Origin of the sequence: Mesorhizobium sp. M8A.F.Ca.ET.218.01.1.1, from assembly GCF_004791165.1 — a bacterium.
GTDB lineage: Bacteria > Pseudomonadota > Alphaproteobacteria > Rhizobiales > Rhizobiaceae > Mesorhizobium.
In genome coordinates, this window is record NZ_SRUZ01000002.1 from 602,170 (window position 1) to 628,046 (window position 25,877).

At 58.9% G+C, this 25,877-nt stretch carries 19 protein-coding genes and 4 pseudogenes; 7 read left to right on the top strand and 16 right to left on the bottom strand.

The window, feature by feature from the left end:
• Nucleotides 1–116 precede the first annotated feature (116 nt).
• The 4 genes from EN861_RS09245 to queC all read right to left on the bottom strand — a co-directional run bounded on the left by EN861_RS09245 (nucleotide 117) and on the right by queC (nucleotide 3,425).
• A complete protein-coding gene (locus EN861_RS09245; protein ID WP_126063825.1) occupies nucleotides 117–869 on the bottom strand; it encodes a carbonic anhydrase in 753 nt (250 codons plus the stop codon).
• Between the two features lie 770 nt (nucleotides 870–1,639).
• Nucleotides 1,640–2,365: a 7-carboxy-7-deazaguanine synthase QueE gene (gene queE, locus EN861_RS09250; RefSeq protein WP_164752747.1), complete on the bottom strand. Its 726-nt coding sequence runs from the start codon at nucleotides 2,363–2,365 to the stop codon at nucleotides 1,640–1,642.
• Nucleotides 2,366–2,370: 5 nt separating this feature from the next.
• A complete protein-coding gene (gene queD / locus EN861_RS09255; protein WP_126063824.1) occupies nucleotides 2,371–2,727 on the bottom strand; it encodes a 6-carboxytetrahydropterin synthase QueD in 357 nt (118 codons plus the stop codon).
• Complete coding sequence (queC, locus tag EN861_RS09260; RefSeq protein WP_063170389.1) at nucleotides 2,727–3,425, bottom strand: 7-cyano-7-deazaguanine synthase QueC; 699 nt, start codon at nucleotides 3,423–3,425, stop codon at nucleotides 2,727–2,729. Before queC ends, queD begins: the two co-directional genes overlap by 1 nt.
• Before the next feature lie 492 nt (nucleotides 3,426–3,917).
• Between queC and EN861_RS09265 the strand changes: the two are divergent.
• Nucleotides 3,918–4,035, top strand: a pseudogene (locus EN861_RS09265) (transposase); the annotation flags it as partial.
• A 13-nt stretch (nucleotides 4,036–4,048) separates the two neighbouring features.
• On the opposite strand, the pseudogene EN861_RS09270 reads toward EN861_RS09265, so the two are convergent.
• From EN861_RS09270 to EN861_RS09285, 4 genes and pseudogenes are all read right to left on the bottom strand, one after another.
• Nucleotides 4,049–5,255: pseudogene (locus EN861_RS09270) on the bottom strand (IS3 family transposase).
• A 244-nt stretch (nucleotides 5,256–5,499) separates the two neighbouring features.
• Nucleotides 5,500–6,534: an LLM class flavin-dependent oxidoreductase gene (locus EN861_RS09275; RefSeq protein ID WP_095484287.1), complete on the bottom strand. Its 1,035-nt coding sequence runs from the start codon at nucleotides 6,532–6,534 to the stop codon at nucleotides 5,500–5,502.
• Nucleotides 6,535–6,628: 94 nt separating this feature from the next.
• Nucleotides 6,629–7,744: a histidinol-phosphate transaminase gene (gene hisC / locus EN861_RS09280; protein ID WP_126063823.1), complete on the bottom strand. Its 1,116-nt coding sequence runs from the start codon at nucleotides 7,742–7,744 to the stop codon at nucleotides 6,629–6,631.
• 832 nt (nucleotides 7,745–8,576) lie between these two features.
• Nucleotides 8,577–8,888 carry a hypothetical protein gene (locus EN861_RS09285; RefSeq protein ID WP_206437555.1) on the bottom strand — a complete coding sequence of 104 codons (312 nt, stop codon included), beginning with the start codon at nucleotides 8,886–8,888 and terminating at the stop codon, nucleotides 8,577–8,579.
• 1,174 nt (nucleotides 8,889–10,062) lie between these two features.
• Between EN861_RS09285 and EN861_RS09290 the strand changes: the two genes are divergently transcribed.
• Nucleotides 10,063–10,596: a peroxiredoxin gene (locus EN861_RS09290; RefSeq protein ID WP_029356553.1), complete on the top strand. Its 534-nt coding sequence runs from the start codon at nucleotides 10,063–10,065 to the stop codon at nucleotides 10,594–10,596.
• A 68-nt stretch (nucleotides 10,597–10,664) separates the two neighbouring features.
• Complete coding sequence (rpoN, locus tag EN861_RS09295; protein WP_126063822.1) at nucleotides 10,665–12,098, top strand: RNA polymerase factor sigma-54; 1,434 nt, start codon at nucleotides 10,665–10,667, stop codon at nucleotides 12,096–12,098.
• Here rpoN and EN861_RS09300 read toward each other — a convergent pair.
• From EN861_RS09300 to EN861_RS09325, 7 genes and pseudogenes are all read right to left on the bottom strand, one after another.
• On the bottom strand, nucleotides 12,095–12,721 hold the full coding sequence (locus EN861_RS09300) for a nitrogen fixation protein NifQ (protein WP_029356557.1): 627 nt from the start codon (nucleotides 12,719–12,721) through the stop codon (nucleotides 12,095–12,097). The genes rpoN and EN861_RS09300 overlap by 4 nt on opposite strands.
• A complete protein-coding gene (locus tag EN861_RS09305) occupies nucleotides 12,708–13,760 on the bottom strand; it encodes an LLM class flavin-dependent oxidoreductase (protein ID WP_024505249.1) in 1,053 nt (350 codons plus the stop codon). Before EN861_RS09305 ends, EN861_RS09300 begins: the two co-directional genes overlap by 14 nt.
• Before the next feature lie 138 nt (nucleotides 13,761–13,898).
• Entirely contained in the window at nucleotides 13,899–15,500 is a 1,602-nt protein-coding gene (locus tag EN861_RS09310) for an SDR family oxidoreductase (protein ID WP_063169384.1), read from the bottom strand.
• A 148-nt stretch (nucleotides 15,501–15,648) separates the two neighbouring features.
• Complete coding sequence (locus tag EN861_RS09315) at nucleotides 15,649–16,236, bottom strand: nuclear transport factor 2 family protein (RefSeq protein ID WP_126083656.1); 588 nt, start codon at nucleotides 16,234–16,236, stop codon at nucleotides 15,649–15,651.
• A gap of 138 nt (nucleotides 16,237–16,374) precedes the next feature.
• A pseudogene (locus tag EN861_RS36205) lies at nucleotides 16,375–16,497 on the bottom strand (ferredoxin); the annotation flags it as partial.
• 29 nt (nucleotides 16,498–16,526) lie between these two features.
• The gene (locus EN861_RS09320; RefSeq protein ID WP_164759124.1) at nucleotides 16,527–17,705 is read right to left on the bottom strand and encodes a cytochrome P450; all 1,179 of its coding nucleotides are present in this window, start codon (nucleotides 17,703–17,705) and stop codon (nucleotides 16,527–16,529) included.
• 265 nt (nucleotides 17,706–17,970) lie between these two features.
• On the bottom strand, nucleotides 17,971–18,927 hold the full coding sequence (locus tag EN861_RS09325) for an IS481 family transposase (RefSeq protein WP_126063820.1): 957 nt from the start codon (nucleotides 18,925–18,927) through the stop codon (nucleotides 17,971–17,973).
• Nucleotides 18,928–20,234: 1,307 nt separating this feature from the next.
• Here EN861_RS09325 and EN861_RS09330 point away from each other — a divergent pair.
• Entirely contained in the window at nucleotides 20,235–21,467 is a 1,233-nt protein-coding gene (locus EN861_RS09330) for an MFS transporter (protein ID WP_126063819.1), read from the top strand.
• A gap of 261 nt (nucleotides 21,468–21,728) precedes the next feature.
• Here the strand turns inward: EN861_RS09330 and EN861_RS09335 are convergent.
• Nucleotides 21,729–22,760 (bottom strand): annotated as a pseudogene (locus EN861_RS09335) (ChuX/HutX family heme-like substrate-binding protein); the annotation flags it as partial.
• A gap of 586 nt (nucleotides 22,761–23,346) precedes the next feature.
• Between EN861_RS09335 and EN861_RS09340 the strand changes: the two are divergent.
• The 3 genes from EN861_RS09340 to nifW all read left to right on the top strand — a co-directional run bounded on the left by EN861_RS09340 (nucleotide 23,347) and on the right by nifW (nucleotide 25,783).
• On the top strand, nucleotides 23,347–23,667 hold the full coding sequence (locus EN861_RS09340; protein WP_029356570.1) for an iron-sulfur cluster assembly accessory protein: 321 nt from the start codon (nucleotides 23,347–23,349) through the stop codon (nucleotides 23,665–23,667).
• Between the two features lie 346 nt (nucleotides 23,668–24,013).
• Complete coding sequence (nifS, locus tag EN861_RS09345; RefSeq protein ID WP_126063817.1) at nucleotides 24,014–25,225, top strand: cysteine desulfurase NifS; 1,212 nt, start codon at nucleotides 24,014–24,016, stop codon at nucleotides 25,223–25,225.
• A 180-nt stretch (nucleotides 25,226–25,405) separates the two neighbouring features.
• Complete coding sequence (nifW, locus tag EN861_RS09350; protein WP_024505239.1) at nucleotides 25,406–25,783, top strand: nitrogenase stabilizing/protective protein NifW; 378 nt, start codon at nucleotides 25,406–25,408, stop codon at nucleotides 25,781–25,783.
• Nucleotides 25,784–25,877 lie beyond the last annotated feature (94 nt).

The window sequence follows — 25,877 nt, forward strand, 5'->3', positions numbered from 1 at the left end:
CTATCATTTAGACTAGCCAGCTTGGGGAGCGCCGTCAGACCGCCAGACCGGAAGAGGAGGCTTCGCGCCAACTTGTGCCAAGAATGTTGGACCGTGCGGAACCGCTGGGGCGGCGCTCAACTCTGGCGCAGGATGAAGCGTCGATTGGGTGAATGAATAGGGCGCGCGTTCGACGGGTAGAGGGAGGCAAATCGCTGGATGTCTGCCGGATCAACGTCAACCGGTTCCATCGCCACCATCCACTCGACGTTTTCGGTGCACGGCGGCGTCGTCAGTGAGCCCTCATAAGTCCAATAGCCAAGCGAGGCTGGCAGAAGCCAGTTGGGATTCACCTCGTCGATCGTCACCTCCCCATTCGGCAGTTCGGGAAAGGCCGCAGCAAGGGCAGCAAAGCTGGCATTTGTCGCGCCGGGCGTTAAAAAGACGCCCAGCACGCCCAGAGTACCACTTTGCGTGTCCTTGTGAACGAAATGCACCTCCATCGGGAAGCTCTTGCCCGCCACGTGATGTTCGCTTGGCGCATGGAAATGGAACTGTACCAGTTCGTAGACACGATCGCTGCGGGTCAGCGTGCTGCCTTGTGGCATATTGATTTGAATGGTGTGGCCGTTGTTCACCATATTGCCGCCGCCCTTGTGCCAGCCGATGGCGATATGCGGGATATCCGCCTTGACCGCGCTGTTGATATTGATCGGCGATTGCTGCGTGCCGGCAGAGCATACGAAATTTTCCTTATCCAGATCAGCCCAGTGCTCCGGTCCGACCGGACCGGTGTACCCCCAATGGGCACTGGTCGCTTGGGCGGCTTGAACGCAAATCCGGCATGCGCCGAGCGCAACCAACCCTTTGATCAGGTGACGACGATACATATTACTTTTGCTCCTCTTGCGAACTGATGTTGGTGGCTGCCCTAATGGACGCGTGATGGCCAATCGGCGCGGCCAGTATTGTCCTTTGCAACTGATAGATGCCCGCATGCCTTGGCGTGCTTTCATAAGTGCGGCTGCCGTTTCTCGGCTGGCCGGCTTCTGCAGCCCGCAACGGGAGCAGTTTCAACCAGCTAAACGATAAAAAATTTGAGCAGACCAGCGCTTGACCCCCGCCGCAAAGGCACAGGCGAAGGTGATCACTGCGCGGCTGCCGTTCGCGCCGGAGGCCGCATCGCTATACTTTACACTCGCTGCCCAAGGAGACGCAGGCGACCCTAATACGTTTTCATCGCTACTCCCGACGCAGCCGACCCACGCCACGAAAACGTTGCTATATTTCACGTTGGGCCAGTGAGGAAATCGATCTTCTTTATGGAAGGCATTTGCGCAATGGATGCATTCCCATGCTGACAGTCGTGCGTCAGGCCGGACAATGAGATACATCGATAAGAGCTGGACAAGGATGAGGGGATGACGTGCTTGCGACGGAGCAGGTGGGGCGAGAAGGCCAGTTCTTGCGGATTTCAACTTTGCGTGACGACAGCTCATCGGAGTCAAGGTGACACACGCCGGCAGCGGGGTGTCCGGGCGGTTTCCAGCCGCACAATCGCGAGACCGCTGACGCGAACAAAGCTCGGCTGTACTCGGCACGCGAAGAGAGCCTGCCAAGCCGTTGGAGCCCGGCCTTCCGGTGCGACGCAAGCCGCAGACTAGACCGCCCTCTTGTTACCCCAAAGCAGAACGTGCAGCTGCGGCAACACGCGGGCTTCGAACCACCTGTCGCTAGTCACCCTTTCGACAAGCCATTCCATTCGCATCATTATTCCGTCCAAGTCGACAGAGGCGTCTTCACTGCCAGGGCGCGGCGGCGTGTGATTGCCGGGTTGCAGATAGATCGGAAGGTGCGGATATCTCGCCGCGACTTCTTTGGCGTAGGCATAGTCACTCTCGTCGAAAACGACGAGCTTGAGCACGATTTGCGGCTTCTCTTGCGCCGCTTCGAGGCATGCATCAAACGCAGCCCAACGGGTGGTCATCTCGCTGGACGGCGGCTTTGGGCTAAGGGTCAGCACGTCAAGATCCGCAAACCACTCCCTCACCACGGAACCCTGCGTTTCCAGTGCAAAACGATAGCCCTCGCGATGGCCGCGTTCTATGAGGGGACCGAACGGCTGAATGGCCGGGTTGCCGCCTGACAAGGAGACCATAACCGGCCTGCCGCCGGAAAGCGCATGGACGGTTTGCCACACGGCATCGATCGGCATCGGTAGCCATTCATGGCGATACTGATTGTCCACCGCGTGAAGGCTGTCGCACCATGAACAGCGATAATCACATCCGCCGGTTCTGATGAACACCGTCGGCAAGCCGATGAGCACGCCCTCGCCCTGGATAGTCGGCCCGAATATCTCGCTCACACGGATTGCGGGATGCATGTCGGTCACGGACGGTATTCCGCCCAAGTTTTCGGTGTTTCGCTAACGCGCACGGCCGCGGTCTGCGGCAGACGTGCCTTGCACCATTCATAGAAATGTCTGGCCAGGCATTCCGCCGTGACCTTCTCATGTCCCAGCACGTCGTTGAGGTGCCGATGGTCGAAGCTCTCGTCAATGTAGCGTTTGAGCGGCGCCAGATCGTGATAGTCGCGCACGAAGCCGTGGGCGTCCAGTTCCTTGGCCGACAGCTCCACTACGACGACATAGTTATGCCCGTGCAGGCGCGCGCATTGATGGTTGGGAGGCAAGGAGGTGAGCTGATGCGAGGCCGAGAAGTGGAATTCCTTGGTGATGTGGAACATTACGCGCGCCTCCTGCGCAGCGCCTCAAGCCAGAAATCGGCGTCCTCGTAGTCGGTGGGATCAGCGTGCCCGGCGAGATGGAACGCTTCGCGCCGCTCGACGCAGGTCCCGCATCGTCCGCAGTGACGCACGCCGCCCTTGTAACAGGACCAGGTCTCAGCAAACGGGGTGCCGTATCTTGCGCCATCCGCAACAATGTCAGCTTTTCCGAGATTCACATACGGTGCATAGAGGCGTATCTGCGCATAGCCGTCGAGCGCGCGGTCTTGCATTGTCTGGAAAGCTTCAATGAAGGCCGGACGGCAATCGGGATAGATGAAATGGTCCCCACCATGCACGGCCGCCGCCACCGCTTCGGCGCTGTGGGCGGCGGCGAGACCGAAGGCGATTGCCAACATGATGGCATTGCGGTTCGGCACCACCGTAATCTTCATCGTGTCTTCGGCGTAGTGGCCGTCCGGCACGTCGATACTGCTAGTCAGCGCTGAGCCGGAAAGGCCACGGCCAATTTCGCCGATGTCGATGATCTGGTGCGGGACCTTCAGTCGCTGCGCGCAAAGAGCGGCGAAGCCCAATTCCTTCCTGTGCCGTTGGCCATAGTCGAAAGATAGAAGGCCGGTGAGTTCGTGCTCCGCTGCCACCATGTGAGCAAGGGAAACGGAGTCCAATCCGCCAGAGCAGACGGCGAGAGTCTTCATCATTGGTATCCTTGTTTTGACCGGGTAAGGCTGCGACCGGAGATTTCTCTGCGCCCCCACTACTCCAGCGACTCAGTTTTGTGAACCGGGAGAATTTGCGCTCAGCCCGATTGGAACGGGAGTGCGTCGCGTCCAACACGCGTGATCAATAAAAGTTGAGCGCTTCAGCAGTTTGTTTCGCATCGCGCCAACTTTCGCAATCTGCTGTCGGATCGTCGACTTCGAGACAAGGTGATGTTCGGCCGACATCGGCTGACTCTTAATTAAGCCGCAGAACACATGTTGGCTTTCTGGCCTTCGCTTGTGCGGTTGGCACGACAATTGACATTCTAATTGTGGGGCGGCACACCCCGCCAGCCGAAAGTGGCAGTGAGCTCCTTCAGGCGCAGGTTGATGTGCTGATTATTCGGCGATTTTCCGATCTCGAACCAGAAAGCGAGGGCGACATGGATGCCAGCAAATTTGACATTGGCGACATCCGCCTGGAGAACCCTGCGCGGCGCGATTGAGGCCGCAGGCGAGCCTGCTCTACCTGCCGCCCTACAGTCCCGACTTCAATCCGATTGAGAACGCCTTCGCCCAACCTAAGGCGCTGCTGCGAGCAAAGGCCGACCATCAAGGCTCTATGGGACTGACGTTGCCCCAGCAGTTTTGAGTTCGTTTCCGGCGTGGGTTGTGCCCTGCTGGGCGGGTGAAGCGACGGGCGCTGGCGCGGAGCCTTTGGCATAGCGCAGCGCGAGCGACCGTCGCGGATTGAAGGTGCTGGCGAACTTGGCCGGGGTCTGCCAGGCGATTTGGGAGTGCGGCCGCGCGGTGTTGTAGTCGGCGTGCCACAGGGCGATGGCTACGCGCGCCTGAGCCAGCGAGGTGAACAGCGTCTCGTTGAGCAGTTCATCGCGCAGTCGGCCGTTGAAGCTCTCGATGAAGCCATTCTGCATCGGCTTGCCGGGCGCAATGTAATGCCATTCGACGCGGTTCTGATCCGCCCAGGAGAGGATGGCGTTCGAGGTGAACTCGCTGCCATTGTCGCTGACGATCATCCTGGGCCGGCCGCGCTAGTGATGAGCCGGTCCAATTCGCGGGCAACCCGCATGCCCGAGAGAGACGTATCAACGATGAGTGCCAGGCACTGTCTCGTGCAGTCGTCGACGACGGCCAGGATGCGGAAGCGGCGCCCGTCGGTGAGCTGGTCCGATACGAAGTCGAGCGACCAGCACTCGTCGGGCCTCAGCGGCACCAGCATTGGCGCCCTGGTCCCGATCGCCCGCTTGCGGCCGCCACGGCGGCGAACGGCGAGCTTCTCCTCCCGATAGAGCCGGAACAGCTTCTTGTGGTTCACGACCAGGCCCTCCCGCCTCAGCATCACGAGAAGACGCCGGTAGCCGAACCGGCGACGCTCCTGCGCGATCGCCTTCATCCGCTCGCGAACCTCCCGGTCGTCCGGCCTGCTGGTCTGGTAGCGAACCGTCATGCGGCAACAGCCGATGGCTTTACACGCCCGCCGTTTGCTCATCCCGAAGCCTTCCTTCAGGCGAGCGACAGCTTTCCGCTTGGCGGCGGGCGTCACCATTTCTTTCCCACAAGGTCCTTCAACGCGGCATTGTCGAGCATGGCGTCGGCCAGAAGCCGCTTCAGGCGCGTGTTCTCGTCCTCCAGCCCTTCAGGTCGCCGAGCCTCGGTGACATCCATCCCGCCGAAGCGGGCCTTCCAATTGTAGATCGAGGCGTCGCTGACCCCGTGCTTGCGGCACAGATCGCCAACCGATACCCCGGCCTCGTGTTTCTTCAAAATTCCGATGATCTGCTCTTCAGAGAAGCGGCTGCGTTTCATGTCCTGATCCTCTGGATGGGCCAGAACGAACTTCAAACCGGATTAGATCAGAGGGGCAAGGCCTCGGCGCGGTCGTCGACCTCTTCACCCCAGCCGAATGTGCCAACTACTTCAAAGCCGCAGGATATGACCTGGATCAGATAGGACGTGCTCCAATGGTTTACACCTGACAGGAGTCCGGCCCCCACAACCGTTTCGCAATGAGGAGCAGCGCTGCCGCTGCTCCTCCAATCACACGACGGATTCACGATGCGGCAACTCGAGCCATGATTTCGGATCGAATGGCCGATGCGGTGTATAGTGAGGCATCCAGCGGCAAATCCCCAAATGCCAGTTGACACAGAAGATAATTAGCACCTGCCTCTTCCAGCTGATCAAGGAGAGCTTTTCGGACAGAATCTGCCGTTCCCACGACGCACAATTCACTTTCAATTGCTGCATCGAAGTTCAAAGGCAAGTTTGGTGGAGTGGAAATGGCATTTAGTTCGTATAGAAATTTGAAGCTATTGAGCCATCGTTCATAGGCAGGTGCTGCGAGCAAATACGCATCTGTTTCAGAACGCCCTATCACCACCATTCGGAGCAATCCAAGAAATGGCGCTTGCTGGCCAATGTCAGCATCGTGAATTCGGGCGGCGCGGAACGCGTCGGTAACGCTGCGAACAGAAGTGGAAGGTCCGACGCAGGCGATGTTTGCCCCATTCGCAGCGGCCCAGCTAGCCGGCTCGGGTCGATTGGTGGCGATCCATGTCGGCGGATGGGGATATTGGTGAGGTCTCAACGTCAGCGGAACATCTTTCAACTCAAAGTGGCGGCCCTGATAAGAAAGCGTCCCGCCTTTCATCGCATTGATGAGAATCTCACTGGCCTCCGCATACTGTTCTGGTGCTGCTTCTACAGCAACCCCGAAGTATCCCAATTCAGTGGGAGCAGAGCCGCGCCCTATGCCGAGTTCAAGCCTGCCGCCGCTCAACTGATCAAGCATGCAGATCTCCTCGAAGGCACGCAGCGGATGATAGAGCGCAAGTAGCATTACCATGGGACCAACACGAAGACTGCGGGTTCGCTGGGCGACGCTCGCTAAGAACAAATTCGGTGATGGACCTCTGCCATGCGGCGTACAGTGGTGCTCGGCGAGATGATACGCATAAAAGCCATAGCCATCGCACGCTTCTGCTAGGCTCAGCCGATCTGCATATTGTTGTGCGATGTCATCGCCGTTTTCGTCCAGATGATCGAAGATGCCGAAGGTCAGGCCCGAAGCGGAAATTTTCTTCAATTAATTGTTCTCCAAATTACCTATTATTTATTCGCTAATCATCATAGCTGGCGACATATCAGCACCTATTACTTGGCGCTTAATGTGAATTGACTTAATGCTTGTGCACACCGCGATTCTTCTTAAAGCTCATACAGACGCGTTTGGCGGCAGCAAGGAATTTGTCCATCTGCTCTGTGGTGCCAATGCTGACGCGAATACAGTTCTTCAAATCTACGTCAGGAAAGCTGGCGATGAGGATCGCCTGCTCTTTCAACGCGGCTTGCCAGCATGAGCCCTCCTGTCCCGCCGGCACACGGGCCAGCAAAAAGTTTGCGTGGGAGGGTGTTACGGAAAAGCCAAGTTGCAACAGCGCCAGGGTCACTCGCTGTCGTTCATGCTTGATGTGCCTGTGGTTCTCTTCGTAGGCGTGGCGATGCGCAAGAATGCTTTTCCCGACCGCCTGCCCGATCACGTTCATGTTGAAGACATTCTGGATGTTGCGCAGCCTGCCAATGATTTCTGGGTGACCGAAACCGAAGCCGACTCGCACGCCAGCAGCAGCATAGCTCTTTGAAAAAGTCCTCAAGATCAAAAGATTCGGATGTCTATTGACGAGGCGCAGGGCATTGTCGGGTGCGAAGTCAACGTAGGCCTCATCCAAGACGACCAAGCGATCTGCTTGCTCCACAAGGCGTTCGATTTCGGCCACCGGCACGAATGTTCCGGTCGGATTGTTCGGATTAGCCAACAGAATGAACTTCGCGTCTTTTGCGGGGCCGGACAGCAGTTTTTCTATCGGCAGGGGATGAGCTTCGCTCGATGCGATTTCGAGAAACTCGGCACCCTGCAACATGGCAAGTTTACGGTTGAACGAAAATCCGGGCGACAGCATCGCCACTCTATCTCCTGGGGCGAGGAAAGCTCTGTAGATGAGTCCGAGCAGCTCCGACGAACCGTTGCCGGCAATCACCTGATCTTTGGAAAATCCGTAAGCATCGGAGGCAGCTGCCCTTAAGCTGAGATTGTCGTCTTCCGGATAAAGATACTGGTGTTCGATCGCAGCAATTGCACTTTGCATTACGCTCTTCGGCAACGGAAACGGGTTCTCGTTCGTATTTAGCTTAACGCAATTTGCATCCGTCGCTGGTCCGTTGGACGAGAGAGCATCTAATTTGCTGGCCACCGGCGAAAAAAGCGAAAGCACGGTCTTCAGTTTTGCATCGCACATGTTCTTCTCCGTTTTTCAGTCCCGCAGGGCATGTGACATGAGGCAATAGTTGATCGTGACTTGATCGACGTTCGGCTATATCAGCGCTGCCTTCCCACCCTGGTGGGGATCGCCGACCACGGTTTGGATTTGACACCGGCAAGCTGTCGAGAACCTGATGACGACCCAACGTGTGGCCGACGGCCGATTCGGCGCAACAGACGGTGTTTCAACATCGCATCGTCCTCAAAGCCGCATGCAGGGCCTGCACGACAGCCCGTCTCCAGCGCCCGCAGATAGGTGGAAGCCGAAGTCTTGCCGAACCTCAGTTGCTCTGCCACCTGGCCCACCGGACTGCCCTGTTTATGGGTCAGGCGCAGGATATCTCTGACGCTCGTTCGTCTTGCTTGCTTCCGTCTTGGCATGGGCTCTCTCGGTTTGCTGATGAGAGAGCCAAATACCGGCTCATCTGAGCATGAGACGCAGGCCTGACGATATGGAGCGTCGCTGTGGCGCGCGTAGCCAAGAGGGTTCGCCTCGGTGGCGGGGCATGCAAGACGGCGCACCTCCTTAGCCATCCTGTCCCATCGTCTCAGATCGTGAGGCGCACCTTATAGTCGGTGAGGAGATCTTGCAGGGTCAGGTTACGCCCTAGCGCTTAAGGTTGTTGGTCGCACCGAGCAAGCGCGGGACCTGTCGACGGACAACAGCGGTGCCACTGCCGGCACTAGGTCGTCCAGCATCGCAGTGAACCGCGTACGTAGTATTTTGTCGTAGGCGGCATTCTGGATAGCCGGATACGGGCTCTTCACCCGCTGCACCACCGATTGCGGGATGATGTCGCGAGAAACATTCACGGATTTCGTGAAAAAAGTGTACCCGCCGAAGAGCCCCACTCGCGGGGGCGGTGCAGCACCACCTCGGTGTCACTGCTCGTGTTCATGCGATGGACTAGGCCGGCCAGCTGTTGACGCAGCTCGCGGTAGTTGTAAGTCTCACCCGTGTAGACGAGCACCAAGTCAGGTCGGCCATCCTCCTGGAGCATCCTCGGCTGACGGCCGCCCTGGATATCGATGATTGCCAGGCGGTGGTGTCCCAGCGCCGCAGGCCCGCCGATCCAAGTCCCCTCGTCGTCCGGACCGTGGTTCGCTATGGTGGCCGTCATATCGGCAAGCTCCCTTCGCGCATCGGGACCTCCGAGGTCTCGATTGAAGTCGATCCATTCACAGATGCCGCACAGGTTATGTCGCCGCATTTGGGGCGAAGCAGATATAAGGCCAGTGGGAAACCATCGAGGCAAAGTGACGGATCTAGCCCAGCTACGATCCGCATCCGACATTGTCGGACATCGGACAGCACCGCGATTCGCTGCATAGGAAGCCTGGAGTCGCGATTTCCCTTGGGGGAATCAGCGCATGAAAGGAGAGCTGGGTCGTGTCTGCCGAAATGAGAAATTGCTCCCCCTTATTGCCTCACCGAGGAATGTTACCCAGCGCGATAGACGGACATGCCCTACCTCCCCCCGTTGCAGCTGAGGGAGATAGGGGCCAGCTCTTCATTCAACCCTCATGGAGGATGATCAGCCCAGCCATTTCCATGCGCCGGCCTTCACAAGCCGTGCACCATTCAGGTTCTTTTCCTTGAAGCGCGACGATCCTTGTCAGACGTCGCAACACTTGCTGCCGAGAGCACGAGCTCTTCCTCGAGCATGCCTTGATCTGCGCCTCGAACGGCTCGCACATGCTGGGTTTCAACGACTTCGCAGAGGTTGATATTCTGCAGTGACTTCGTCTCGCTGCTGCACGGCATTGACGCTGGGAGCCATGCTCGCGTGGCGCAATTGTGCTGAAGCCGGTGCCCACGGCAACGTTTCTTAACCCGCCCCAGATCCTGGCGTTTGGCTATTTCCGACATTCGTGTCCGGCTTCGGACAAAGGCCGGGTTTGCCGAACGGAGTCGCACCCAATTTCCAGTGCTGCTTGAGCAATAATATCGACCGGCATTACTGCACAACACGAAAGTTGCTGCAAAAACCGAAGTGAACCCAAGGCATCGGGTCAATTGGCATGGCGCTTGCGACTCGGTCGATAGAACGCAGTCAAAATCACGGTTGCAGACCATGCCTACCTCTCAAAGCTCGATAAAGCACGCGAGCGAAATTCCCCGTCTCCGCGGAAGCTCGTCGCCTTTAAACGTGCCTGCTCGGGGGCGGTCTTGCACAAGACCGGTCCGAGGCAACCACGCCAAGGCGCGAGGCTGCCGGAACTGTCGACCGAAGTCGATGCCGCTTCAGTTTAACCGAAAAATGCACCGTACCACTTTGGCCTGGGAGCAAATCAATGACCGACAGAAAGAACGTTCCTCTCGTGACCTTTCGCACGCGTGTTCGCGATGAGTCGATCGGGGGGCCAAATCCTTATCGGTGGGAGAACAAGACCTCCGACGATTATTTCGGGGGCAAGCGCGTCATCCTGTTCTCGCTGCCTGGCGCCTTCACCCCGACCTGCTCGACCTTCCAACTGCCCGATTTCGAAAAACTCTATGATCAATTTCTGGAACTGCGAATTGACGCGATCTACTGCGTCTCGGTCAACGATGCTTTCGTCATGAATGCGTGGGGAAAGTCCTTGGGGCTGCAGAAGATCGAGCTGATCCCAGACGGGTCGGGCGAGTTCACGCGCAAAATGGGCATGCTGGTCGCGAAGGACAATCTGGGCTTTGGCATGCGCTCCTGGCGATACGCCGCTCTGATCGACGATGGCGTGGTGGAGCAGTGGTTCGAGGAGGAAGGCTTCTGTGACAACTGCGAGACGGACCCCTATGGCGTTTCATCCCCGCAAAACGTTCTCGACAAACTGAAGGCGGCGGCATGACCCAGAAGTGGCAAGTCTCACACAACCCAAGCACACACTAGAGCATCCTCGGCAGATTACGGTTCAACATGCATCTCTCAGCAAGCCTGCTTCAACGCCAGAAGCAACGTATGGTCTTATCGCCTCAAGCCATTGAAGCTATTCGCTTGCTGCGATTGACGCATACTGAACTCCATCAGCTCGTGCAGCAGGCACTCGAGAGGAACCCCGTTTTGAAGCCTGACCCGTTTGACGACGATTCGCCGCTGTCAGGGGTGGATCAGCGGAGCAGTCAAAGCAGAAGCGAAATCGGCGAATCGCCCATTGGCGGGCCGTCTGGCGGGCGCGGGCAATGGAAGTCGCAACGCAGTAGCGGCAACGATCGACCTGCCGTCGAGGAGTTTACCGCCCACACCGAAACATTGCACGACCATGTCGCCCGCCAGGTCGCCCTCACCCCGTTCACCCCCCAGGAGCGGCTGATTGCCGGACAGCTCGCCGCCCATCTGGAGGACACTGGCTATCTTCAGGTAAACCTTTTCGATCTGGCCAGGAGGTTAAACGTTCGGCAAGCTGATGTGGAACGGGTCATCGGAATCTTGCAGCAATTTGATCCGCCGGGGATTTTTGCGCGAACTCTCAGCGAATGCCTGGAGATTCAGCTGCGCCAGCAAGACCGGTTCGACCCGGCTATGGCAGCTTTGGTCGCCAATCTCGAGATGCTTGCACGGGGGGATTTTCAGGGATTGAAGCAGCGTTGCGGAGTCGACGAGGAGGATCTCCTCGACATGAGGAACGAAATCCGCGCGCTCGATCCCAAGCCTGGAGACCGGTTCCAGTCCGGGACGCCGGAAACCATCGTACCGGACGTCTGGGTAATGCCCAAGTCCGAAGGTGGATGGCGGGTGGAGCTTGATCCGGCCACGCTGCCCAAAGTGTTGATCAACCACACCTATGTCGCCGAAATCTCGCAGCTGACCAATCAAAATCCGGAAGGCAAAGCGTTTCTCGACCATTGCCAGGAAAAAGGGAACTGGCTGATCAGCTGCCTCGAGCAGCGCGCTAAGACGATCCTTAAGGTTGCGACCGAAATCGTGCGCCAGCAGGATGCCTTTTTTACACACGGCGTCGCCCATCTGCGGCCTCTCTGTCTCAAAAATGTCGCTGACGGGATCAAAATGCACCAGTCGACGGTAAGCCGGGTGGCTTCGAACAGGTACATGTTAACTCCGCGCGGGGTGTTCGAGCTGAAGTATTTTTTCACAGCGACAATCGCATCCTGCGAGGGCGGCGACGCGCACTCCGCCAAATCTGTCCGCCATCGGATCAAGGCAATCATCGCCGAAGAATCGCTCGACAAGGTACTTTCCGACGAAGACATCGTTGCTCAGCTCAAGCAGACCGGCATCAATGTCGCTCGCCGTACCGTCACCAAATATCGCGAGGCGATGAACATCCCTTCCTCCATACTACGGCGCCGCGATAAGCGTTTGTCCGCAGCTGCGATCAAGCGAAGTGACTAACCGGCATTCCTGGTCGGCGAGAGGCGACTCTCAACTTCCTCCGGGCCGAAGCAGCTTTCGAAGTCCTGGCATTCCCGACAACTGGGTGCAGTGCATGACGAAAAGCCTTCGGCCTCACACAGCTTGCGGTAAAAGTACTTTTTCCATTTCATGTTTTCTGTGTTGCCTGCCGCCAGCGCGGGAAAATGTCTGGCAAGCAGGCGGCTGAGCTCAGCGCGATTTGAGAGGCCAAGATCCCGCCAAAGATGGTCCGTGCGCATCGCACGCCGGGCGATGATCTTGGCCAAGCGGCCGCTCGCCGGGTCGGCCGGCGCAGCATGCGCTAGCAGCAGCCGGCGTAGCAGCTCCTCTTCCAGTTCCGGCTCGGGCTCGCTCAACTCCTCCAAAGCGAATACGCTGCTGGAGGTAGACGGGAAAGTTGCGGCCAAGACATCACGCAATTCGACAGACGAAAGGCCTGTCCCCTCCGTCGCCAACACCTCGCCCGCCTGGACCTCCTCAAGCGAACGTGAATGTACGCAGGGCAGCACATGCTGATCGAAGCTCCTCCCTAGCTCGGACCCACGCCATTGCGCGCTGGATAGGCAGCCATCATCGTAACGGCCGGCTTCAGCTTCCGGCATGACAAAGCGCCTTGTTGACCGCAGGGATGATCTTGTCGCCCCAGAGCTCGATCTGGCGCAGCATCGTCTTTTGGTCGAAGTCGCCCAATTGAGTCTGAACTGCGATCTGGTCCGGTTTCAAGATATCGATCTCTTCCAGCAGGCGATCAATCACGCGATTTACGCTGCCAATCGGCAAATTTTTGCGCATGGTCTCGAAGGACAGATCCTGCTGGGTCGGTGTCTCCTGCAGCAGGTAGCCATCGTGGCTCTGTTGGCGGCGCTGATGCAGGGCTTCAGAAAGCCGGCGCTGGAAGCGGGCATTGTCGAGATAGCTGTTGATCTCCAACTCGTCGTGGCTGGCATAGCAGCAGCGCAGCAGCGATATCTTGACGTCGGTGACGTTCTTTTCCTCGGATGCCGCCGCCCTCTCGACTGATTCACGCAGTGTGGTCAAAGTCTCTAAGCCGTCGTGGAAGGCTGTGACAAAAAAATTGTGCCCCTCGCGGTAGGCCCGAGCCATCCGTGCGGCTCCGCCAGCGATCCAGATAGGCGGCGTCGGCTGCTGGACTGTGCGGACCGAAATCGCTGTTGGGGGGATCTTCTCATACTGGCCGTCGTGTTCGAAGACGTTTTGGTTGAGGCCCTTGAGAATGATGTCCAGGTATTCCGAAAAGACGGCCGGCGCCTCATCGATGTCCACGCCGAACCGTTCGAACTCGAACTGCTGGTATCCCAAGCCTACGCCGAGCTCGAGACGGCCGTTCGCAACGATGTCGGCGAAGCCGATCTCGGACAGCAGGCGCTGCGGTTGGTAAAGCGGCAGCACGCAGACGGCAGTGCCCAGGCGAATCGTGCTTGTCAAGCCGGCGCAGTGCGCCACCATCATCAGCGGGGATGGTATGAGGCTGTAATTGTTGAAGTGGTGCTCAGCAAACCACGCGGTGTTGAACCCAGCCTGCTCCGAAGCGACGGCCTGTTCGATGGAGTTGCGGATGACGCTTTCTGAGGATTGGTGATAGCCACGCTGGGCGGCCAGAATGAAAGTGGCAAATTCCATGATTTCTCCTCGTTATAGACACGTCAGCCGACCGGGAATGTGCTCGGCATGCACATGCTTGGATCTCAAGCACCTCAGGTGCGTCGTGGAGCCGAGGCTTCATAATGCTCGGCCGGTCGCCCTGCGAAGGCCTGGCAATTAACCTGCGGCCTCCGCAAAACATTCGTCATAGAGTTCGCTGGCGTTTCCCGCATCACCGAACGAGGTCCAGCCGCCGTCCACGTAGAGGATCGAGCCGTTGATGTATGAGGCGTCAGACGAAGCAAGGAAGAACGATGCATCTGCGACGTCTTCTGGCCGTCCCATCCTGCCCATGGGGATGCGTCGTCCGATTGCTGTCAGGTCGATGCGGCCGGCTTTGGCCAACTGAGCAAGTGCGGGCGTGCGGATGTGGCCAGGAGCGACGGTGGCTGTCCGAATTCCGACCGGCCCGAGTTCGGCCGCCATGCAACGGGTCAGCATATCCATCCCCGCCTTGGAGGCGCCGTAGGCATGGCGCGGCGCGAACGGCAGAAAGCTGTCGATCGACCCGAGATTGAGGATCACGCCGCCCGGGCGCATAGCCTTGATCGCTTCGCGCGCGCAGGTGAAGGCGCCGGTAAGGTTGACATCCAGGACGTGTTCGAGCTGTTTCGACAGTTGCTCGATCGCAGGCACAATCCTGTCGGCGGTATCAGCACTATTGACCAGAACATCGATATACCCGAAGCGTCCCCTCAGTTCTTCGAACATCGACACCACATCGCTCTCGACGGCCACGTCCAGCGATTTCGCCAGATGCTTGCCGGGGAGCGATGTAGCCAGCTCTGCCGCTGCAGTGCCATCTTTATCAGCAATCACGACGGTGTCGCCGTTCGCGGCAAAGCGGCGAGCGACGGCCGCGCCAATGCTTTTTGCGCCACCGGTGACGAGCACGATTCGCGCATCTGTGCATTCGGCCGGACAGGAGAGCTCGGCTTGGAGCGCACCATCCACCGGCGGGTGAGCATCCCCCGGCTGGTTGAATGACATCCAGCCTCCGTCGACTGCCAGCACCGAGCCGGTGATGTAGCGCGCCTGCGTGCTGCTCAGAAAACGCACGACCCTGGCGATCTCGTCGGGGCGAGCCAAGCGCCCCATCGGCACGCGGCGGCGTATCGCCGCGAGGTCCATTTTGCCAGCGCGTGCCAGTTCTGTGACCATTGGGGTGCGGACGGAGCCCGGCGCCACCGCCGTGACGCGGATTCCTCGCATAGCCCACTCGCATGCAAGGGACTTTGTCAACGAGATCACGCCAGCTTTCGAGGCTGCGTAGGCGTTGCGCCTGGGATTGCCGACCACGCCCGCCATCGAAGCCACATTGACGATCGCACCGCCCGGCTTCATGCGCCGCGCCGCTTCCCGGGCCATAACGAATGGCCCAATAAGGTTCACTGTCACGCCGCGTCGGAAGGTATCGACAGCGGTGTCGATGATCCTATCCATCGTGGGTCCAACCGCCGCATTGTTGATGAGGACATCGATTTGCGCGAACCGTGCTTCGACCTGGCCGAAAAGTGAGAGCATGTCCTTCTCTCGCGACACATCGCACTCCAGACCGACGTGCGGCGACCCGAGATCCCGAGCCAGTTCAACCACACCACTGCCCGGAAGGTCCACCGCAACTACAGTGTCTCCGTCCGCGGCAAGGATATCGACCAGGGCACGGCCGATCCCGCCCGCAGCGCCTGTGATGATTACGGTGCGTGCTGCCAGTTTCACGAGAGCTTCTCCACGATGACCGCTTGTGATCTCAGCCCATCAACCTTGGGCGGAATGAAGGGCCGAGCCAAATCGTTGCAGTGACCGCCAGTTGCGGCCCCACACAGATGTCGTTCCCGTAGGGCGCTCATCCTCCATTTCTACCCACTTATGCAGCTCCCAGTTGGGGACCCTCGACGCCATCTTGGTCGGTGGGGATGTGACCCTTGAGCAACTGGTAGATGGGATCGTCTGGATGTTGTGCTCCAATCGGCTGTCGCCGGCCGAACCTATCTGCCTCAAGAATCGCTGGCGGGATTTGCTCCTCAACCCAATCGTAGACGACTGTCCGTTCCGCAATTCGCCACTCGTCCTGCCTCTTCTGAAACAGATCGCAGTAACGGCCGCAAAGCAGCGTCTGACGTATTTCTTGGTCTGTATCCGGTCCGCGTTGCAGCGCGGTGAAATAGCTCTCGACCGCGGCCTCTGCTGAACTGATGAAGTCGATCAGGCTGTTCGTGATTTGATGGATGTTACGGTGCCCCGGCAGACCGAGAGCAAATTGGATGAAGTCCTCTGCCGGTCCGCAATAGGGACCGTGCCTGTCATACGCTTCGGGCCAGTATGCGCTACGCAGCGCCGCCTCATCGGCGCGGTCTATCCCGCGGCAGTACCGATACAGGCAGTTGCGGATCGCCTCTCGGTCACGCAGTTCGGTAATTTTCGCGTGGTCGACAGGGTCTGTCGCGAATTGTATGATTGTTTTATCCTTCCCGATGCCAGTCTGCACTTTGCGTGTGTCTCTCTCTACAACTGAGTTAGCGGGGGGCTCGTCAACTTCCAGAGCTTGTTCGGGGCAGGCTCGTACCCCTTTTGAGGCAAGCAGTTGCTCCCCATCGGCAACATCAATATCACCGGGCAAGATGTAGCCGGCGTCATCAAGCTTGAAGACTCTCGGCGCCCGCGCCCAGCAGCGCGCATGACCCTGGCATCTGGCTTTATGTACGACGACACGCATAGCGAACTCCAATGTCGTTGGCTGAAACTTCAGGACCAGTCCAGGATCAGATTCTCGATCCCGAACACATGGCCGCCGAAGGTGATAGGTTCAGTCCCTGTCTTGATCCGAAAGGCTGGGATGCGCGCCAGCCACTCCTCCAGGCCAATGACAATCTCCCGCCGGGCAAGGTGTGAGCCAAGACAACGATGGGGACCATAGCCAAAGGCAGCGTGCCGGTTGTCCTCGCGCGCCAGATCGATCTCATTCGGGCATTCGAATTCCGCCGGGTCACGATTGGCAATCATCGTGGCACAGGAAACATAGTCTCCCTTGCGGATCGGCGCGCCTTTGAAGTCGACATCCTTCGTTGCCACTCGGATCATCTGAATGGTCGAATAGGCGCGCAGCAATTCTTCCGCAGCGACGGCAATCCGGTCCGGTTCGCTTCGTAGCAATTCCTGATCTTTGGGGTTGCGCGCGAGATGGGCCAAGTCGAAGCATATGGCTGCTGAGACCGTGTCGAGTCCCGCGACGAACACAAGCACGCCGATGCCACGGACTTCTTCGTCACTGAGCAGACGACCCTCGACCTTTGCCTTCACGATGAAGGTCATGAAATCATCGACCGGCTCCTTGCGGCGCTCGGTGGCAAGTTCGTCGATGAAGGCCACGATCGTCCGGGCTGCGGGTGGTCGTTGCTCCTTATCGCCGTGGAGCAGATCTCTAGCCCAGCCGACAAATGTTTCTAGTCCGTTGTCCGAAAGCCCAATAAAGCGAAGGAAGATATTGACCGCGAACGGAACTGCAAAATCCTTCATGATGTCGCAGCTCGTGCCTGATGCGGCGATCCTGTCGATCAGCTTGATCGCTCGTTCCCGGACAGCCGGCTCCAATGCCATTACCCGCTTTGGCGAAAGCAGCGGATTGAGCAGTGAGCGAAAAACACCGTGGAATGGCGGATCGAGCTCAAGCGGGATCATCGGCCAGCTCTCGCCGAGCACAGAGGCGAAGATGCTGCGATGGCTGGAAAACGTTTCGGTGTCCTGCAGCACCCGGCGCTGGTCGCTCGCGCGAGTGATGACCCAGGTACCCCGACCGTCGCGCGTGTTGCTGGTTGAATAAAAGATCGGAGGCCCGGCATGAACGCAAGCAACCGCTGCATGCGGATCCCCGTTAGCGGTCGGCAACATGCCGGGCGACGTAAACAGGCTGAAGTCCCTCACCATTTCGGGCGGGACATGATCTGGAACCGGCCGCGATTTAACCGCGCCAGAATCGAGAGACCGTTCATGAGATGCTGTCGGCATTTGCATGCAATCGTTGGTGCAAGCTCCGTGCCGAATTCGTCTTTCGATAATCCTTGCCGTTTGCTGGGCAACAGGTGGCGCCTGCGCTGACTTGCTGGTCGGGATTGCAACATTCTTGTCCAGCGTCGGACACAGAATGTAGAAAGCTAGACACCGACTTGGAGCAACTCAACTGGTGGGATCGCTAGCTGTGGAGCCTCAACAGGTTGTCCTCGGTTAGAGCGAGGCGACTGATAGGTGTTTTGGACTTTAGGCTCCCGTGGGGACGGTGCCAATTGTATCTGTGCAGCCAGACCGGCAACTCTGCGGCGCGGTGATCTGAAGTCGGATAAGCGATGGCATAAGCCCATTCGCGCAGTGCTGTCTGGATGAAGCGCTCGGCCTTGCCATTGGTCTTGGGTGTATAGGGTCTTGTCCTGACGTGCTTGAGGCCGAGATCGCGGCAGGCCTTGGCGAAGGCCTTTGATCTGTAGCAGGAGCCGTTGTCGGTCATGACGCGGGCTATCGTGACGCCGAGGCTGGCGTAGTAGGCCACCGCCGCCTTGAGGAAGGCGATGGCGCTTTCTTTTTTCTCGTCGGGCAGGATCTGCGAGAAGGCGATGCGGGAGGCGTCGTCGATGCAGACATGGACGAACTCCCAACTGCTGCCGCGCGAGCTGGCATTGCCGGTGCGCTTGCCGGTAATGCGATGACCGATGCGCTCGAAACGACCGAGCTTCTTGATATCGATATGGATCATCTCGCCAGGATGCTCGCGCTCGTAGCGTCGGATCGGCTCGGCCGGTTCGATATCCCGCAACCGCGACAGTCCGGCACGCTTGAGAACCCGGCTAACGGTGGCGGGCGAGACGCCGACCTCATGGGCGATGTGCTTGCCGGTCCAACGTTGCCGCCGCAGCGCCATGATGCGCTCGGCGATCAACGCAGCGGTGGCCTGCGGCATATGGGCGGGCCGCGAGGAACGGTCGATCATGCCGGCCCGCCCTTCGGACTTGTAGCGCTCGACCCAGCGCGCCACGATCTTGGCCGACACGCCGTAGACACGCGCCGCATGGGCTTTGGAGAAAGCGCCTTCTATCACCGACAGCGCCATCTCCTCTCGACGCAGCGGTGTGAGACGGGCATTCTTATGGATGTTCATTCGGATCCTCCGATGGATGCTGAAGCGTGGTAACTCCAGTCTCCTCGGTCCGGTCCGAATGGACAACCTCCCGAAAGCTCACAGCTAGCCGATCATGTGCCCGGGGAGCATCCAGTTCGAAAGCTTGCTCTAAGCGGCTTGGTGACTTGGCCGAGGTCACCCAGGTGGAAATGACCAACACTTGGGGTAAGCCTAGTGGCGCTCCCCTCGATGATGTCTGGCGGGGTGGTTAGCCGCCTCCGTGGGACAAGATCAGTCTACACGAATGGGCTATAGCCTCTCCTCGCCTGCCTCACTGGCCGTCCTTCAGAGCCGGCCACACGAGCTTTTGTCTTTCAGCAGGGCGTTTTTCTCGCCAGCTACAGAGCCACACCGACGCCATTAATGAGCGTCCAGTCGACGGGTTGGATGGCCCTGTCCATCTTGCCCAGCACCTTGGCTTAGCATTTGCCGGTGCGGCGGAAGCCTTCAAGACGCAGTTCTTGACCTTCTCCAGATCAGCCTCGGATGGATATCGGCAAGGGTTCAGCTCGTCCTTTTGAACTTGCGCATCTTCGTGTTGGCCAACCCCAGGCCGCCCGACATATTTGCGGTCTATCCGGCACCTCAACTTCGAACAACCTTGCGGCAAGCTCTTGGGATAGCCCACGCTCGTGCCTCCACCACCCGCTCAGCAGAGCCAGATTTGTCGTTGATGGCACGGAACTTGCGGAGTCATTCGCAGATGCGTCACGGACCGAGAGTGTCGTCCCATGAATTCGATCACCAAAAAGGCCGCCCGACGTTGCTGGGACCGCCTGCAATTACCTTATCCCAGAATTGGGAGCAACGGCTTCAAAAGGGATAACTCATCACCTCAATTTTGTCGATCGCGCGGCCATCGAACCGCAGCCATCGATCAGACTTCCGCCTCGTTGCACTCATTGCGACCGCCTTGGTGCTTGCGACAACCGCTCAATTCTGGCTGCCAGGATAACCACATATGGCGACGGAACTTCCTGCTTCAAAGCAATATAGAGATCGTCGATCATCCCCCCATCAAGGCCTCGATCGAGGACACCGCGTTCGGCTTGCTTGGTTCGCAGTGAACAGACCGCACTTCGACGAATGCGATCGATGCGACCGCGCCGAGAACTCTCCCGCATTGTCGACGGTTGGGTCCGTCGGCCCTCCGATGAGGCCTCGGATGCGTCGGGCGCCGAGGCCTCGACTGATGCCGACTGGCCGCCGCCGGAAGGTCTCGCGGCTTTGATCCCCGGCGATGTAGCCACCCCTGCTGCAACAGCTCCTAGCCGGAGAACTCATTCATGACCGAATCGGCGACAGATTTAGTGGACGCGGCTTTGTTCGACCGAGATCGGCTTGACCCAGAAAGTCCCTATCAACGTTCTGGCCCTGCATGGGGTGCCATCATTTCGCTTTCCTTCGGCACCTTCGGGCTTGTGACGGCAGAGTTTCTGCCCGCCAGCGTTCTGACACCGCTCGCGCATGATCTCCGTATCACCACGGGCACGGCTGGACAGGCGCTAACAGCGACCGCAATCGTCGCGGCGATCTCGGCACCGATAATCGCCATCGTGACAAAGCGTCTGGACCGCAGGGTCGTCATCTGGGCGATGACGCTCCTGCTGATCCTGTCGAACGTTCTGGCAGAGGTTGCGGGGTCGCTGCCGGTTTTGCTGGCGGCACGCGTCGTCCTTGGCATATCGCTTGGTGGTTTTTGGTCTATTTCGGCAGCGTTGGCGATGCGGCTGGTTCCAAGTCACCTCATGCCGCGCGCCATGTCGATCATCCTCACCGGCGTTTCTGTCGCCTCCGTCTGCGCGGCTCCAATCGGCGCTTATGTCGGTGACATTTGGGGATGGCGAGCCTCGTTCAAGGTCGCCGCAATCGTGAGTGCCGTTGCGCTGCTCGTGCAACTCGTAACCATTCCGCCACTGCCTCCGATCGAAGTGCGCAGATTCCGCAGTCCGCTGGATGTCGCGAAGAATCCGGCGATGAAGGTTGCGGTGCTAGTCGTGCTATTGGTCGCTTCCGGCCATTTTGCCAGCTTCGCCTACATCCGCGCCTTTCTCGAGAGCGTTCCTGCGCTCGAAAAGAAGTCAATCCCGCTCGTGTTCCTTGCTTTTGGCACGGCCGGCGTCTTCGGCAATTTAGCCGGCGCATTCCTCACCAAACACAGTCTCAAGGCGGTCGCGGCCCTGCCGCCCCTGCTCATTGCCGTAGCCGCTGTCTCGCTCCTGACTATGGGAGCATCGGCCTTGACCTCGGCAATTGCAGTTGCCGTATGGGGCTTTGCTTTTGGCGCGGTCCCGGTCGGATTGCAGACATGGATGGTGCTACGCGCCGCTCCGAAACAGGCCGAGAGCGCTGGTGTACTGATGGTCATAACCTTCCAAGTGGCCATCGCAGCCGGCACAACTTTCGGTGGCCTATTGGTGGATCACACGGGTATTGCCAGTGTCTTTGTCTACAGCGCGGTTGCCACGTTCCTCGCTGTCTTGACAGTATTTTTGCTCGGCCCGAACCGCAAAACCTGACCGCCTGGTGGGGAGTGACGGTCGGCGGCGTTCACGCTATTGCCACCTCTGAGCTCGGCCCAAAGGCCGCGGCTTCGTCGTAACCATGCGGTCGATGGGGCAGCGCCAAATTGCTTCCTGCTCATCGCGTTGCGATAATACAGCGCGCTTATTGCGTCATCGTGTCCCCGGTCTCGGCTTCAATGCCCGGCTACTGGCTGCGGAGGCAGATGGGCGCCGGCGTCCCACCGACGACGATCGGTCTTTTCTCATGTAGCTGTCGGGGAAACGAGGCAGGTTTTCCGCCAGAACCCGCCAGTCGTCGCGCTCGCGTTCGCCTTCCTTGCGCGCACCGAACAACTGGATGATGATCTTGCCGTCGGACCCATATGCTTCGAGCGAGGTGACGTGACTGTCATTGGTCGGCTTGCGCACGGCCCAAACCTCACGGATTTGGTGGGTCCTGAGATGCAGCCGGAACGTTTCGTCCAGCACATGGATGCACGGCCCGATCTGCTTGACCGACTTGATTAAGCCGGAATGGGTCTGGATAGAACCTCGGTTGCCGACGAAGCACATGATCGGCAATTCGTCTTCGGCCGCACGCTGGAGCACGGCGCCAACTGCGGCATTGTCGAGCAGCCAAGCGTAATCCTGGCCGACCATGCGCAAAGCCTGGCAGCGGCTGAGCTTGAGCGTCTTTAGAAGGTTGACGTCAGTCAGCCGGCTCCAGTGCTCGCGTAGGTCGTCCACCGTGCCGGCCCAGTCCGCAGTCCTCGCGCCCAGGTCGGCTACTCTCGCCTTAAGCGACATGGTCGGCTCCTGGTTGGCGGATACGAGCTCGGCCACCAGCTTTCGATAGGCATGAAGGTTGGAGACCGGCCTGAGATGCACCTTATGCACTGCTGCGCCGGTGGCGTCGAAGAATTGCAAACTGCGCTGGATTCCGCCGCGATGGCGCCTTTCAACAGCGAAACCATACCTCCAAGCTTGCGGGAAGACGCGAAGGTCGAATTCGTCACCAAGGACCATGGCGTGATTGTTGCCGGTTATCACTCTGTTGAAGACGCCAATCTTTTCGTGCACGGCACCTTGATTGCGGGTCAGCGCCGTCACTTCGCCCACGAATTCGAGGCCCGTCAGAACGTGATTGACGCGCGGGTCGATGCGTGCCGCGCCGAAACCGCAATGGGCCGCGACCAGTTCCGCTTCCGAAATGGCCAATTGGGCTGCGAAATCACGCGCGGGAATGTTCGGACAGACTTCCCACGCACGCCGGATTTCGTTGGGCGACCGCTTCTTGCGCTGATCCATGTTTTTACCCCTGCCCCGTTCTTCTTTTGACGATCGATCGAAAAACGGGCCTCAGGGGTGTGCACGGCGGACGCGATCGATCGTCAGGCACATGCCAGTCGAATCCTGTCTCCGGGCGGTCAGCGGCCAATCGCCGGTAGAGAGCGATTGTTGGGTGGTCGGCGCCAATCGGCCGATCGAGCATTCGGGTACCACCGGCGGTGCTGCTTTCCCACTCAAGGCGGGTCTGATGGATCATATTGCTCTCCTTCGTTCTTCGATTGCGAGGGCAACCCAAAGGTGAATCGGCCGGCAATTTTGCCGCCGCAACGAAGGCTTCACAAAAATCGTGCCAGTTGCTCCGCGGCAAGCTCTGAACATCTTTGGCTCTGTTCATTGCTTTACGCGTGAGTGCATCGCGAACTCAGGCGCCCTTCCTGTGACGCGGACGCGACAAATCCGACAGTAAGTGTCGGTTGTCGGACGTCTCCCCAGCAATCGAGCATAAGAGACGTCGGGATGTCCTACGGTTTTTGACACGTCTTCCCTTTGGCACGGTCCATGCGAGATGATCCGCGAAAACGTCGGACCGAGGAGAAATCGAGCCATGATTACGCTCACCGACAACGCTGTTGCCGCCATCAAGGCCGCTCTTTACCGCGCCAGCGAGCCGGCGGAAGGATTTCGCATCATGGTCCATGCCGGCGGCTGCGCCGGCTTCCAATACTCAATGGGCCTGGAGAGCGTCTCACGTGAGGGCGATGCGATCATCGAGCGAGATGGGCTCAAGGTGTTCATGGATAGAGGCTCCCAACCCCATGCAGCCGGCATGACCGTGGACTTCGTCACTGGGCTCGAAACATCCGGCTTTGTTTTCGATAACCCCAATGCGCGTGAGACGTGCGGCTGCGGCAAGTCCTGCAAATGATTGCGAGGGAACAGGCTATGTTCGACTATAGCGACGCCAAGGAATACTGCGTCGAACCGGCACCGCCGGCGCTCTGGAACCGGCCGACACGCACTGTCGGCCCGGAACAATTGCGTTCGGTGATGCGCCAAATCGCGATCATCGATCGTTGCCGTGGGCAAGCAAACAAAATTGCCCGAAACAGCTGAATTCCCGGCAGATGCCGCCACCAAAGGGCAATGTCGACAGCGACCGGTCAGCCAAGCCATCGCTCGCCCGGCCGCCCACCTTACCAGATACGATATGCGCCAGAGGTTCAATGGCCCGCCTACCCTTGAATCATTTCAGCAGTTGAAGGATCACTCCCATGAACCCTGTCTATCTCGACAACAACGCAACGACGCGGGTTGATCCTGCAGTCGTTGGAGCGATGTTGCCTTTCTTTACGGAGCAATTTGGCAATCATTCGTCCATGCACGCCTATGGCGCATCGGTTGCTGAAGCCGTGAGAAAGGCGAGGCAACAGTTGCAAGCCCTCATCGGCGCGGGATTCGAGGACGAGATCATCTTCACCTCGGGCGGGACTGAAAGCGACAGTACAGCCATCCTTTCGGCGCTGGAGGTGATGCCCGACCGAACGGAAATAGTGACTTCCGCGGTTGAACATCCGGCCGTTCTGAAGTTGTGCGCGCACCTTGAAAAGACGCGCGGCGTCAAGGTGCACATTATCCCAGTCGATCACCACGGCCGGCTCGACCTGGACGCCTACAGAACCGCTCTCACTCCACAAGTGGCAATCGTCTCGATAATGTGGGCGAACAATGAGACCGGTACGATCTTTCCCGTGGTTAAGCTTGCCGATCTAGCCAGGGAAGTCGGCGCGCTTTTCCACACTGATGCAGTGCAGGCGGTCGGAAGGCTTCCGATTGAGCTGAAATCGACCGCGATCGACATGCTGTCGCTCTCCGCCCACAAGCTGCATGGTCCAAAGGGGATAGGCGCGCTTTATGTAAGACGTGGCGTGCGCTTCTCCTCCATGATCAAGGGTGGGCACCAAGAGCGCGACCGGCGTGCAGGCACTGAAAACACACCCGGCATAGTCGGACTGGGCATGGCGGCCGAACTCGCCTTGAAATTCATGGACGAGACAAAACGAATAAAATGGTTGCGCGACCGCCTTGAGAACGGGATCATCCAGCGCATCCCAAACACATCCATCAACGGCGATCCGCAAGAGCGATTGCCAAACACTGCAAACATTGGATTCGAAGGTATCGAAGGCGATGCAATTCCAATTGTCCTGAGCCGGCTGGGAATCGCCTGTTCCGCCGGGTCCGCCTGTGCCTCTGGCTCACTGGAACCGAGCCATGTTCTGATCGCTATGAACGCGGCATGTGGGGCAGTCCGCTTCTCCTTGTCGCGTGACAACGGCGAAGATGACGTAGACCGCGTGCTTGAGGTCCTGCCTGCGATCACCGAGAAGCTACGGGCCGTTCCCAGTGCTGGACTGTGCGGGCGAGGTGCAGAACAGCTTCATTCCGGCCCGGGTCCGAGCGGCACAATAGCCGACGAGCCGTGAGGTCTTCCTCAACGTGACGACCCTGCGCAATGGAGAGCAGTCAAACTCGGGGTCGCCTTCACCACTTCAGAAAAGCTTGAGATCGCCAAGTCTCTTGCCCAGCCGCCGTGCCAGAGGTCGGCACGCCGTCAGCAATGTCACCAATGCATCGACACCACAATTACGCGCCGGGAGAATACAATGAACTGCTCCGCTGATAGCCGCCCGATCGATCGCACCGATATCCTAGCGCGACTGAAGGGCCTGTCGGCCGCGGAGGACTTCTTCGCCTGCCTTGGCGTCTCCTACGACCCGAAAGTGATGAATGTCTCGCGGCTCCATATCATGAAGCGCGTGGGCCAATACCTTGCCGAAGAAGATTTCTCCGGTCTGCCTAACCAGGTAATCGCCGCGCGGGTGCGCGCCAAGCTGGAACGCGCCTACGAAGATTTCGCGACTTCCTCGCCGCTCACGCAACGTGTGTTCAAGGTGCTAAGGGACCACGATCCAAACATATGTCCCGCACCTGGCCGCGCCTTCGTCCCGCTCGACTCTGCACTGAAGCGGTTCGGAAAGTAATGAGCCCGACACGGCTGCGACGCGACAATGTCGAGAAGTCGACAAATCCAGTCCTCATGACGCCTCCTCGGAAGCAAACGAAGCCACCTTCTGG